10 protein-coding genes are annotated in these 13,714 nt (G+C 38.3%); all 10 read right to left on the reverse strand.

Annotated features, from left to right (window positions below):
- Positions 1 to 5: 5 nt before the first annotated feature.
- The gene (locus KIH23_RS02000) at positions 6 to 428 is read right to left on the reverse strand and encodes a hypothetical protein (RefSeq protein WP_213210973.1); all 423 of its coding nucleotides are present in this window, start codon (positions 426 to 428) and stop codon (positions 6 to 8) included.
- A gap of 86 nt (positions 429 to 514) precedes the next feature.
- Complete coding sequence (pgi, locus tag KIH23_RS02005) at positions 515 to 2,158, reverse strand: glucose-6-phosphate isomerase (RefSeq protein WP_213210974.1); 1,644 nt, start codon at positions 2,156 to 2,158, stop codon at positions 515 to 517.
- 85 nt (positions 2,159 to 2,243) lie between these two features.
- Complete coding sequence (locus KIH23_RS02010) at positions 2,244 to 3,473, reverse strand: M23 family metallopeptidase (protein WP_213210975.1); 1,230 nt, start codon at positions 3,471 to 3,473, stop codon at positions 2,244 to 2,246.
- 23 nt (positions 3,474 to 3,496) lie between these two features.
- Positions 3,497 to 4,423, reverse strand: coding sequence for a tryptophan 2,3-dioxygenase family protein (locus KIH23_RS02015; protein WP_213210976.1), 927 nt, complete (start codon positions 4,421 to 4,423; stop codon positions 3,497 to 3,499).
- Positions 4,423 to 5,199 carry a DUF3108 domain-containing protein gene (locus tag KIH23_RS02020; protein ID WP_213210977.1) on the reverse strand — a complete coding sequence of 259 codons (777 nt, stop codon included), beginning with the start codon at positions 5,197 to 5,199 and terminating at the stop codon, positions 4,423 to 4,425. Before KIH23_RS02020 ends, KIH23_RS02015 begins: the two co-directional genes overlap by 1 nt.
- Before the next feature lie 298 nt (positions 5,200 to 5,497).
- Positions 5,498 to 6,658 (reverse strand): 4-hydroxyphenylpyruvate dioxygenase, encoded by a 1,161-nt coding sequence (gene hppD, locus KIH23_RS02025; RefSeq protein WP_213210978.1) that lies wholly within the window; start codon positions 6,656 to 6,658, stop codon positions 5,498 to 5,500.
- Between the two features lie 51 nt (positions 6,659 to 6,709).
- The gene (locus KIH23_RS02030) at positions 6,710 to 7,867 is read right to left on the reverse strand and encodes a homogentisate 1,2-dioxygenase (protein ID WP_213210979.1); all 1,158 of its coding nucleotides are present in this window, start codon (positions 7,865 to 7,867) and stop codon (positions 6,710 to 6,712) included.
- Positions 7,868 to 8,105: 238 nt separating this feature from the next.
- The gene (locus KIH23_RS02035) at positions 8,106 to 9,581 is read right to left on the reverse strand and encodes an amino acid permease (protein WP_213210980.1); all 1,476 of its coding nucleotides are present in this window, start codon (positions 9,579 to 9,581) and stop codon (positions 8,106 to 8,108) included.
- 77 nt (positions 9,582 to 9,658) lie between these two features.
- A complete protein-coding gene (locus tag KIH23_RS02040) occupies positions 9,659 to 11,869 on the reverse strand; it encodes a patatin-like phospholipase family protein (RefSeq protein WP_213210981.1) in 2,211 nt (736 codons plus the stop codon).
- 7 nt (positions 11,870 to 11,876) lie between these two features.
- Complete coding sequence (gene uvrC, locus KIH23_RS02045) at positions 11,877 to 13,676, reverse strand: excinuclease ABC subunit UvrC (protein ID WP_213210982.1); 1,800 nt, start codon at positions 13,674 to 13,676, stop codon at positions 11,877 to 11,879.
- Between the last annotated feature and the right edge of the window lie 38 nt (positions 13,677 to 13,714).

A 13,714-nucleotide genomic window follows, 5' to 3' on the forward strand; every position in this document is an offset into this window, starting at 1 on the left:
CAATATTAAAACCAAAGCGACCAAGGAATTCTGCTTAAAATGAGTAAAAAACCTATTCCATAACCCAACATGATGGATTTGAATTTCGCTTGTGAATCTTCTGTTTTTTTATGTTTTGACCAACCAATTGTAATCAAAACAATGGCAATAATGTTAATTAAAGGATGTTCAAGCGAAGTCAATCTTAATGAAGCATCACTCATTTGACCCATTGAGGCCATTCCTAAAGGAGAAACAAAATACAATATCAATCCAAAAACCAATTGCAGATGCGTTGCGATTAGAGCAAATAAAGAAATTTTTCTGTCTTTTGCTTCAAAGTTTCGCTGTGCGTTTTTTCCCATCATGGCATTAAAAACAGCAATTAACAATAAAATCAGGACTAAATAGGCCCAGCCTGAATGAGCTTTTTGAAGGATGTGATACATGTTTTTGTTTTTTTAGGATTTCAAATATAAGTAAAAAGCATAAAAAAACCTCACCGAAGTAAGGTTCTTTATCTGTTGTTATTTTGCTATCGATGTTTTAAAAAATATTTAAGCAAAAATTCGGTTGAACAATCATGTTTTTGAATTTGTCCGGTGTGAATTTCATCTAAAATAGAATTGGCCAACTGTTTTCCAAGCTCAACACCCCATTGATCATAACTGTAAATGTTCCAAATTACACCTTGAACAAAAATCTTGTGCTCATACAAAGCAATCAAAGAGCCTAGAGTTTGCGGCGTTAATTTTTGAATCAGAAGCGTATTGGTAGGTTTGTTACCGGTAAAAACTTTAAACGGTTTTAAGAATTCAGCAGTCTGAGGGTTGATATTTTGTTTTTCGAACTCGAATTGAACTTGTGTTTCCGATTTGCCGTTGAGTAAAGCTTCGGTTTGTGCCAAAAAGTTCGACATCAATTTGTCATGGTGATTTTGGTCTCCATATAAAGGTTTTACAAACCCTATAAAATCAGTTGGGATGAGTTTTGTTCCTTGGTGAATCAACTGAAAAAAAGCATGTTGCGAATTGGTTCCAGGTTCGCCCCAAATAATGGTTCCGGTTTGATAAGTTACCGGATTTCCGTTGCGATCAATGCTTTTTCCGTTGCTTTCCATAATGCCTTGTTGTAAATACGGCGCGAGCTTCTGTAAATATTGTGTATACGGAATTAATGCTTCACTTTCGGCACCAAAAAAGTTGTTGTACCAAACACTCAGAAGCGCTAAAATCACAGGAATATTTTTGTCAAACGACTCTTTTTTAAAATGTTCATCCATTTGATGGGCGCCTTTTAAAAGCGACTCAAAATGACTATATCCTACAGATAAACTAATAGACAAACCTACGGCACTCCAGAGCGAAAATCTTCCACCAACCCAATCCCACATGGGGAAGATGTTTTCTGCATCAATACCAAACTCTGTTACTTTATTCAAATTGGTAGAAACCGCCACAAAATGTTTGGCTACATCTTCTTGGTTTGCGGATTTCAAAAACCAACTGCGAATGGTTTCAGAATTAGTAAGAGTTTCCTGTGTAGTAAATGTTTTAGAAACAATGACAAAAAGGGTTGTTTCTGGGTTGATTTTCTTCAAAACTTCTTGCACATGGTCACCGTCAACATTCGAGACAAAATGAGTGCGCAAATGATTTTTGTAGTACTGAAGTGCCTCAACTACCATAGCCGGACCCAAATCTGAGCCGCCAATTCCGATGTTGACAATATCAGTAAAAGGTTTACCGGTATATCCGGTGTGTGTTCCGCTGATGATTTGCTCAGAAAAGGTTTTGATTTTCTGTTTTACCGCTTTAATTTCGGGCATTACATCAATGTCATCAACCTGAACAAAAGAATCTTCAGAAGCTCTTAATGCCGTGTGCAATACAGCTCTTTTTTCTGTTTGATTGATGATGTCGCCTGTAAAATATTTATCAATAGCGTCTTTTAATTGGGCTTCATGCGCAAGCTCGATCAGCAAATCAATAGTTTCCGAGGTAATATTATTTTTGGAATAATCGACTAAAAAATCGTTCCATTGGATGTGAAATTTTTCTGCACGAAATGTATCAGAAGCAAACAAAGCTTTGATCTCTTGCTTGCTCATGAGCTCAAAATGGGCAGCTAATTTTTGCCAAGCTGCTGTCTGAGTGGGATTAATATTCTCTAAAGCCATAAAAATCTTTGTTGGTTTTAAGCCGACAAATGTACAATTTATGCTGTTAACTCAGGGTTAAGTTTGAATATTCCTGTAAATGAGTTTATTTTTTATTCCGAACCTCAGCTACACTGTCTAAAGTCTTTTTAAGTGGTTGTATATACTGCATATATCGAGGTAAATTTCGCTTTTCCATAGATTCAGAACTTGGCAAATTCAGCCGGAGCGGATCTACTTGTACGCCGTTTTTCCAAAAGCGATAACACACATGTGGGCCAGTTGCCAAACCAGTGCTTCCAACGCGTCCAATCACATCGCCTTGATTGACTCTTTGTCCTCTGCGAGCAATAATCTTAGACATGTGTAGATATTGCGTAGAATAAGTTCTGTCGTGTTTGACTTTAACAAAATTTCCGTTTCCGGCAGTATATCCGGTTTGTTCTACCACACCCGAAGCTGTTGTCATGATTGGTGTTCCGGTCGGAGCTGCGTAATCAGTTCCTTTGTGGGCTTTCCAGATGAGCTGTACCGGATGAAATCGGTTTTTGGCAAATCTTGAAGTTATGTTGACAAATTTAAGCGGTGCTTTTAAAAAGAAGTTCTTAAGTGTTTTTCCGTTTTCGTCAAAATATTCTTGCTTGCCTGAACCTTGCTTTTGTTCAAAAGGAAAAGCGTATATTTTTTTGCCTTTATATTCAAAAAAAGCAGCCTTTAAGCTATCAACTCCGTCGTAAATCGTATCATCAATATACCTTTCGGTAAAAGTAACTCCAAATTGATCACCCTTTTTTAATTTGAAAAAGTCAATGGACCAAGCGTATATTTTGGTGATTTTGCCCGCCAATGAAACATCTACTTTTTGTTTTTGCAAGGCTTCAGAGAATGATCCGTCAAGCGCGCCCGCAATGGTTCGGGTTTTGATGGTAATCGGTCGGGTTTTCTTGGACACGTGAATAGAATCTCTCAAATCAATCACATAATAAGTTCCGCGATCAGGCTGATAAACAAACGCTTGTATTTTCTGAAAACGATCTTTGGTTCTGAAAATCGTGAACGGCTTCCCGATGCGCATAATCCGAACATCAAAACTGTCTTTTACTTTCTCAGTAATATCATACACCCGCTTGCCATCAAGGTTTTGATTGCCTAAAATACTCCCGAATGTATCGCCAGATCTAACAGTATCATTACTGACGGTAAAATCGTTGTATTTAAACCCGAATTGCTCGACTACCGGAATGGGTTTACTCATAGATTCGGGCACGAGTTCTTCTTCTTGTTTACAAGAAACTAAATGTATAAGTACAAAAAAGCTAAGGATGATTTTCTTCAAAACTGATTGTTTTCAGGTATATGTTATTCGCCCCAATTCTTGAGCTCGTCTTCTGACCACAATTCTGGAAAGAAAATACGGCGCTGATATTTAGGCAACATATATTTTTTCCAATCACTACCGCCTGTAGCCTCACCATTACCATGACCGCTGTCAATATATTTGGTAGCTGCATTAAAGTGTCCCATAACCCATTTAATGTTCACCGTGTAATCATAATGACGCATGGCTTGGATGAGTTCAGGGTTTTTCTGATCAGCTTCAGGTAATTGTTTGAATTTTCGCCAAAGATTAATGGTGTTGTATTTTTCCATTTCTCTGAGGAAAAAACCTCTGTATTTTCGTTCAAATTCTTGAATGAGATACGATTTTTCACCTGTTTGATGATCTTTTCCTGCCGCTTGCCAATACAAATGCTCAAAAGCATGTGAATACGGTGTATTTCTGTCAATGGTTGCTCTGAATCGATAATCAATCAAATTAATTAAATCGGTAGAGGCAAATTCAATCAATCTGTACTGTGCGCTCTGAAAACCACTAGCGGGAGTAAGTGTATTGCGAAATTTCATGTATTGCTCGATTTCCATTCCGTCGCCCATAATGTCAAATGAAGTAGTAAGCATATCAAAATAGCGACTGATCCGGCGAAGCTTCTCTGTAAAAAAAGCTGTTTGTGGTTGTGCGCACAGAGTCACTTGTTCAATTTCCCATAAAACCATTTTAAACAAAAGTTCATTGACTTGATGATACATCACAAAAACCATTTCGTCGGGCAAAGTGGTTCTTTGAGTTTGCAAACTCAGCAAAGCATCAGTTTGAATATAATCCCAATAAGTAATGGGTTTAGCCCAAAGCAAGCCTTCTAAATGAGTGTCTGTTTTTTGATTTATGGCTTGAAATTTTTCGTCAAGACGATCTAAAATTTCTTGTGTTGGGTGTGTTATTTCCATTAAGATTTAACTTTAACTTTAAAAGAATATTTTAAGCCTTTAAAGGCATCTAAGTCAGCTTTTAATGATCCGACAGCTAAACTAGCTTTGATTCGCAACGGTATTTTATTATCGTCATCTGAAATCCAAACTGTTAAACTTTCTTCTTCTTTGAAAACACGGCCAGATTGAACCAGCGGTCTAAAAATCATACAAGGAACAACACCAAATTTAGTATCGATGTCTTCGTTTCCTAAAAATTTGAGTTTGAACTTGGTAATCTCGCCATCAAAGAACATATCAACGGCCACGGATTCTCCGGGTTTCATCCGATCAATGGCCGGATAATTTCTTAAATAATAAAAAGTAGAAACGATGTCTTGAACATTTTCTGTTACCGGATAAACCTTCTCAGATTTGTTTTTGTAGTCTTTGACCAAAACTTTATTGTCGTCTTGGTTGAAAAAACCTTCTTGATCTTTTCGGTAACCGCCTTCATCAATTTTTCTAACAAACTGATACGGCTTACAAGTTTCTTTGTCAAAATAGCTTTCGTATAAATCTTCTACTTTAAAAAAGAATCTTGACATTCCGGTTGTGTATCCCTTTCCAACAGCATGATACACTTTTTTGTTTTGTCTAACGGCTTCTTTTACTTCTAAAGTGGCGTATCCGGCATTAATAAAGCCGTAATGAATTCTGAATTTATACCATTCGCCTACATCAAATGCTCTTTCTTTTTGGTTGCTGAACCCAAAAGTGGTGATGATTAATACAAATGCGATGACTTTTTTCATATATTTTCAAATTGATTTCGCCCCCGAAAGCAATTTCTGTTCCAAATGTACTAAAAACAAAAAAACCCAGTCAAATATGATGACCGGGTTTTTATGCTATTAACCAACCAAAAACTATAAATTATGAAAAAATTTATATAAAAACTTCTGGAAACCACTCCTTCGGTTTTTGTTGGTACAAAGATATGCCGGTTTTTGAAATATTGTCAATAAAAATTCAACTTTAACACGTTGAATTAATAAATCATGCTGTTTTGTGTTTTTGTTTTGAGAATTATTTAAAATTATTAGCTGATTTTTACAAAGTCCCTCTTTTTTCTTGTTCGCGCTCAATGGATTCAAACAGAGCTTTAAAGTTTCCGGCTCCAAAACCTCTAGCTCCCATGCGCTGAATAATCTCGAAGAAAAGAGTTGGTCGGTCTTCAACAGGTTTTGTAAATATCTGAAGTAGATAACCTTCTTCATCAGCGTCAACCATAATGGCCAACTTTTCAATCTCGGCTAAATCTTCTTTCATCATTTTCATGTGGTCGCCCAAACGATTGGGAATTTCTTCATAGTATGCTCTAGGCGGAGCTGACAGAAACTCTACACCGCGCGCTCGAAGACCCGCAACCGTTTTAATGATGTCATCTGTAGCTACAGCAATATGTTGCACTCCGGGGCTTTCATAAAAATCGAGATATTCTTCAATCTGAGATTTCTTTTTACCTTCGGCCGGTTCATTGATCGGAAACTTAATTCTTCCGTTGCCATTGCTCATTACTTTACTCATCAATGCTGAATATTCAGTGTGGATTTGGCTGTCATCAAACGAAAGAAAATTTTCAAATCCCATCACATCTTCATACCATTTTACCCACTGGTTCATTTCGCCCCAACCTACATTTCCAACCATGTGATCAATGTATTTCAAGCCCAGCGGTTCCGGATTGTAATCCGACTTCCATTCAACAAACCCTGGCAAGAAAATTCCGTTGTAGTTTTTACGCTCGACAAAAATGTGAACCGTTTCTCCGTAGGTATATATTCCGGAACGAACCAATTCGCCATGCTCATCTTTTTCAACCGTAGGCTCCATAAATGATTTCGCGCCTCGTTTGGTTGTTTCCTCCCAAGCAGAACGGGCATCTTCAACCCATAATGCAACCACTTTCACACCGTCGCCATGTTTTACGATATGCTCGTTGATAGGAGATTTGCTGTTGAGTGGCGTGGTCAAAACCAATTTGATTTTGTCTTGTTTGAGCACATAACTCACAGAATCTCTCGAGCCGGTTTCTAATCCGCGATAAGCCATCGACTGAAAACCAAAAGCAGTTTTATAAAAGTGTGCTGATTGTTTGGCATTCCCGACATAAAATTCAACATAATCGGTACCCAAAAGTGGAAGGAAATCTTGAGCTCCTTCAAATATTTTTTCTAAACCGTATTCAACGGATTTTACTTCTTTTGACATAATAATAAAGATATTAGCGGACCAAATCTGTCCTAAAGTTGTGTTCTAATTTTACTCTAACCAAGATTGATAGTACTTGTCATCGGCAATTTTCATGGCTTCTTCTGTTACCATCAAAGGCTTGAAGGTATCCACCATAACGGCTAATTCGAGGGTTTCTTTTTTTCCGATGCTTCTTTCAGTAGCGCCTGGATGTGGGCCATGTGGAATTCCGGCCGGATGCAGTGAAATATGACCTGCTTCTATATCGTTTCGGCTCATAAAATCACCATCGACATAATACAAAACCTCATCAGAGTCAATGTTGCTGTGGTTGTAGGGCGCCGGAATCGCATCAGGATGATAATCGTACAAACGCGGCACAAACGAACAAACCACAAATGCATCGGTTTCAAAAGTTTGATGCACTGGAGGCGGCTGGTGAATTCTACCGGTAATCGGTTCAAAATCGTGGATGGAGAAGGCATATGGATAATTATAACCGTCATAACCAACTACATCAAACGGATGCGTGGCATAAACCATATCAAAAATTTCGTCTTTCTTTTTGACTTTGATGACAAAATCTCCTTTTTCATTGTTGGTTTCAAGTTCCTGCGGACGACGAATATCGCGTTCACAAAAAGGCGAATGCTCTAACAATTGCCCAAACCAGTTGCGATAACGCTTTGGTGTATAAATCGGACGGTGCGACTCAACAATAAACAAACGGTTGTCATCGGTATCAAAATCAATTTTATAGATAATCCCGCGCGGAATCAGCAAATAATCTCCGTATTTAAAATCGAGATTACCCAGCATGGTTCTAAGCTTTCCGGTTCCTCGGTGGATAAAAATCAATTCATCTGAATCGGTGTTTTTATAGAAATAATCCGTGGTTGATTTTTGGGGTGCAGCCAAGGCAATATGACAATCTGAATTGGTCAGAACAATTTTTCTAGATTGTAAATAATCAGCCTCCGGATTTACTTGAAACCCGCGCAAACGATACGATTGCATGTTGTTGGCTTTGGCAATTTTGGGAGCAACGCTATATTGACCGCGAATTTCTTTTACTTGGGTCGGACGTTGCTCGTGATAAGAATTGGTGGACATTCCGTCAAAACCTACGGTGCCGAAAAGTTGTTCGTAGTATAAATCTCCGTTGGGTTTTCTGAATTGAATATGTCTTTTATGCGGAATGCTTCCTAGTTTGTGATATATAGGCATAATGAAAAGTTTTTAATGAACGTTTTGATGTTTATACTCAAAAACGTCATCCATCACTCCGGATTTCTCTTCATCAGAAATTGCAGATAAGCCAATAAACCGCTCCAACTATTTTTCATAATAACAAATATCGGAAAAAAACATACCGTACAACGAGTATAGTCATAAAAAAACCCAAATTCTGCTTCATCAACAAGAAACAGAATTTGGATTATTAATCAAACTTAATGTTTATCCTTTACTCAGGATTGTTGAGTTTGCTATGCTTTTTACTATAGCCAAAATAGATTATCAATCCGATGGCCAACCAGCCAATCAATCTGAGCCAATTGGTCCAACCCAAACCATAAATCATCGCCAAACAAACCAATACTCCTAAAACAGGAACAATGGGCACCAAAGGTGTTTTGAATTCACGAGGCATATCTGGATTGGTTTTGCGCAAAACGATAACCGAAATACAAACCAAAATAAAGGCAAACAAGGTTCCGATACTGGTCATATCACCTACAATATCGCCGGGTAAAAACGCAGCAAATAAGCCTACTATAACCATGATCGCCAAATTGGCTTTATAGGGTGTTTTATATTTTGAATGTAAATCTCCGAAAGCTTTGGGCAACAGACCGTCTTTACCCATAGAGTAAAACACACGTGATTGTCCGAGCAACATCACCAAAATCACCGAGGTAAATCCGAACAAAATAGCTACGGTAACAAACTGCGCCAACCATTGATATCCTTCGCCCATGGCAGAAGTAATCGCATTGGCTACTGAGGCTTCTTTTCCGCTGGTTCTGAAAAACTCAACCGATTCTAAACCGGTCAGAACATGGGCAAACAAAATGTACAAAATCGTACAAATAGCCAATGACCCTAAAATACCAATCGGCATATCGCGTTTTGGGTTTTTAGTTTCTTGAGCGGCGGTACTCACGGCGTCAAATCCAATGAAAGCGAAGAAAACTGTTCCGGCTGCTCCGAGAATTCCGAGGATTCCACCAAAATGGTGATCCACTCCGTGTTCATCCGTAAAAATAGATGGCTCAGGAATATAAGGTGTATGGTTTTCAGGATGCACAAAACTCCATCCGAAGATAATAATCATTACTACAATGCTCACTTTGACTACGACTATAAGGCCATTGACAAAAGCAGATTCTTGTGTGCCTTTAATCAAAAGCAAACTGATGACTGCCACGATAAACAAAGCAGGTAGATTAATTATACCGTGAATACCAGAGTCTGAAACTTGTAAAGGCGAGTGACACCACTCATAAGGAATCGGGCTCGTATGCAGCACGTTGACCAGCAGGTTGTTGAGGTATTCACTCCATGCAATACCAACCGTTGCTGCTCCTACGGCATATTCCAGAATCAAATCCCAGCCAATAATCCAAGCAAGCAATTCGCCCATAGTAGCATAAGTATAGGTGTATGCACTTCCAGAAATCGGAATAGATGATGAAAGCTCAGCATAACATAAACCTGCCAATGCACAGCCAATAGCGGCTACGATAAATCCGATGGTAACAGATGGACCTGCATTTTGAGCTGCTGCGGTAGCTGTTCTTACAAACAAACCTGCTCCGATAATGGCGCCGATACCCAAGGCTACTAATGACCAAGCCGTGAGTGTACGCTTCATCCCTTTCTCAGATTCAGCAGCTTCACTGAGCAATTGAGTTATTGATTTTTTCTTCCAAATAGACATAAAAACTATTTTAATCGTTAGTGGTTTTCAAATATATTGTTTTTTCGAGAACAGCAAGTATATTTTTTCAGGGGTTATTAAAACCAAAAGCCCAAACTTACCCAAACATAGCTTTTAGATTGTTCAGGCGACCAAGTGTATTTTATTTCTGCAGGGCCAATAATAGATTCTATTCCGTAGCCAACCGCATATCCGCTGTAATTAATTTTGGATAGCCATTTAGAATTGTCAAACATATTGTCTGAAATATTGGCATAATTGGCAGAAAAGTTAACATGATTCTTTTTGAAAATTTCATAATCAAATGTAAATGCACTTTTGATGTAGGCATCGCCGTTCAAACTCAAAAAGTCATAACCGTAAAAAGGCTTGAAGTTGTTGAGCGGTGCAAATCCGTATCCTCCCAAAACAAAATCAAAAAAGTGAATACTCTCTTTCCCGATGGCAAAACCCATTTCAGATTGATACTTTAAAGTAGCTTTTCTGAAAATCTTTTGCGCAAACCCAAACTCACCTTTAAGAATAGAAAAATTATTAAATGACTTGGTATAGTTTGACGAATAGAAATAATTCTGAAAATCACCTGAAAAATACCATCCTTTTTTCGGAAAGTACTTATTGTCAAGTGCGTCAAATTTTAAATATCCGAAAATGCTTCCGTAATGGCTTTTTTCAAAATAAGAGCCCCCGTCGTCAATTGTTTTTGATTCAATAGTTAAATATTTGTGCTCTAGTCCGGTGCCGACAACAAACTTTTGAATAAAAATACTTTGACAATACAATTGATTGGTAAAATCAGCAAAATCAATATTAAGCGAACCTATATTCCATTGACTGAACAATGCTCCATCATTAAAATCTGTAAAAACATTTCTGTTGAATCTGTTGTATTTTGAGCGAAATCCAAAACTCCAATAAAATCCATTATCAACATAGTAATCAAAATTGTACCTGAGGTTATCACCCAAAATAACGTCTACTGAAGCTACGTCATTTCTAAACAAAATCTTTTTTTGCGTTATATTGAGCAAAATACCGCTTTTATATAATCCATCATAGTGTAAGGCAAAGCGAACATATGACTGCGTAGGATTTTCAACAAGGTGAATATTTAAATCATCAAACTCTTGGTTTTTATCAAGCCTGTATGAAATAGAACTAAAGTTTTGAGTTGCGGTTATATTGTCTATTCCGCGGCGCAAATCGTCAAAAGAGATTTTGCTGTTTTGCTTGAATCTAAGCTTGCCCACTGCGTAAGCTCTGGTGTAGTTTTTTAAAGGATTAATGATGATATTCTTGATATTCAAACTATCCGAGGCGGTATTTTTAATCGGCTGATGAATGTAATCTGTAGCCCCGAAGATTTTAATTTTGTCATACAAAGCCATGGCAGCTTCTTCGCCTTTTTGAACAATTTCTGAACCTTGATCAAAAGATATAACTCCGTAATCATTGATGTCGGGCTTGATGTAAATATCTGTCTTGTTGAGCTTTTCCTTCATTTTTTCAATCATCTGAAGGTTAGAAATCTGAACCAGAATTTTGGTTGCATCACGCAAAGATTTACGATCTTTTAAGTCATCTTGTACATCAACACCAATAATGATATCGGCTCCTAAATTCTTGATGGCTTCCACAGGGAAATTATTCGCCACACCTCCATCAACCAGCCATTTCCCGTCAATTTCAACCGGAGCAAACAAACTCGGAAAGGCGCCGCTAGCCAAAAGCGCTTGCGGTAAATATCCTTTGTCAAGCAACACTTCTTCACCCGTTTCAATATCGGTGGCCATACACAAAAAAGGAATCGGCAATTGATTAAAATCGTGAATGTTTCTAACCCTATTCAGTAGCTTATTGAGTAAATTGTAATTGTACATTCCACGAGAAATAGCCGTTGGTATACCTACTTTCATTTTGTGAACCGGAAGCGTAAAAGCATAGCGCTCGTCGTTGTTTTTTTCGTAGAAATTCTTTGAAGCTCTTGGGATATAATCACTCAACAAAGCATCAAAATCGGTTTGTTTGAAAATGGAGTCAATTTGCTGAGCCGAATAGCCCGAGGCATACAACCCACCAACTACCGCGCCCATACTGGTTCCGCCAATATAATCAACTTTTACACCGGCCTTTTCAAGCACTTTTAAAACCCCAATATGTGCAAATCCTTTGGCGCCTCCTCCACTAAGTACCAACCCGACTTTTGGTCTTGGCTTGACTACATCAGTTTGAGCCCAAATTTGACTTGCCGCAAGAAAAAGTAAAAATAACCACCCAATTTTCTTCATAGAACCATCACGGATTAGAAGTTTGGTAAAAGTCGATAATTTTTTTGGCTTTTGATGCGCCAACTACCGAAGAAATTTCTTGCTCTGATGCTAATTTTAATCTTTTAACACTTTTGAAGTGCTGAATGAGCGTTTGCATCGTTTTTTCGCCAATGCCCGGAATATCTTCCATAGAAGATTGCAAGGCCGATTTGCTGCGCTTGTCGCGATGAAACGTAATCCCAAAACGGTGCGCTTCATTGCGCAAATGCTGAATTACTTTGAGTGTTTCTGATTTTTTATCTAGATACAACGGAACCGAATCGCCCGGATAAAACAATTCTTCTAAGCGTTTGGCAATGCCGATGATGGCCACTTTTCCGCGAAGACCCAGGGCGTCGATGCTTTTGAGTGCCGATGACAACTGACCTTTTCCTCCGTCAATGATGATGAGTTGCGGCAAAGTTTGTTCTTCATCCAGCATGCGTTTATAGCGACGATACACCACTTCTTCCATCGAGGCAAAATCATTTGGTCCTTCAACGGTTTTGATGTTGAAATGGCGGTAATCTTTTTTACTGGGTTTTCCGTCTTTAAAAACCACACAAGCCGAAACCGGATTTGTTCCCTGAATATTTGAGTTGTCAAAACATTCAATATGTCGTGGTTCTACATGCAAGCGCAAATCTTTTTGCATCTGCGCCATGATGCGGTTGGTGTGTCGGTCCGGATCTACAATCTGAATTTGTTTGAGCTGTTCAATTCGGTAAAACTTGGCATTGCGTTCTGAAAGCTCTAAAATTTGCTTTTTATCACCAAGTTGCGGAACCGTGACTTTGATCTGTTCGCCCAAATCAACCTCAAACGGAACAATAATTTCTTTGGATAATAAATGAAAACGCTCGCGCAATTCAACAATCATCAAGCTGAGTAATTCTTCGTCTGATTCGTCGAGTTTCTTTTTGATTTCAGTAGTATGAGAACGAATGATCGAGCCGTGCGCAATTTGCAAAAAGTTGACATAAGCCGCTCCTTCATCAGACACAATTGAAAAAACATCGACATGGTTGATTTTCGGGTTGACAATCGTAGAGCGCGACTGATAATTTTCGAGCACTTCGATTTTTTCTTTGATGATTTGTGCCGCTTCAAACTGCATATCAGCGGCCAATTCGGTCATTTTCTTTTTAAAATCGCGCAAACTGTCTTTAAAGTTTCCTTTGAGAATTTGCCGTATGGCATCAACCTGAGCTTGGTAATTTTCAAGTGATTCGTGCGCTTCACACGGGCCTTTACAATTGCCGATGTGAAATTCTAAACAAACTTTGAATTTGTGATTTTGAATGTTTTGCTCGTTTAAATCATAATTACACGTGCGCAGCGGATACAATTCTTTGATCAATTCTAAAATGGTATTGACCGTCTTAAAATTGGTATACGGACCAAAATATTCAGAGCCGTCTTTGATCATACGCCTGGTTGAAAAAACGCGCGAAAAAGGTTCTTTTTTGATGCACAGCCACGGATAACTTTTATCGTCGCGCAAAAGCACATTATAACGCGGTTGCAGTTTTTTAATCAGATTGTTTTCGAGCAAAAGCGCATCAGATTCGGTAGGCACAACAATGTGTTTGATGGTCACAATCTTTTTGACCAACACATTGGTTTTGGCAATATCATGCACTTTATTGAAATAAGACGAAACGCGCTTTTTAAGATTTTTGGCCTTTCCGACATACAGAATTTTGCCTTCTTTGTCAAAATACTGATAAACGCCCGGGCTGTCCGGAAGCGATTGTATTTGGAGTTCTAATGAAGGTTGCTGCATAAAAACAAAGTTACTTGAATTCTCACAAAAACCAAATG

It is taken from the genome of Flavobacterium sp. CYK-55 (assembly GCF_018413465.1).
Taxonomy (GTDB): Bacteria; Bacteroidota; Bacteroidia; order Flavobacteriales; family Flavobacteriaceae; genus Flavobacterium.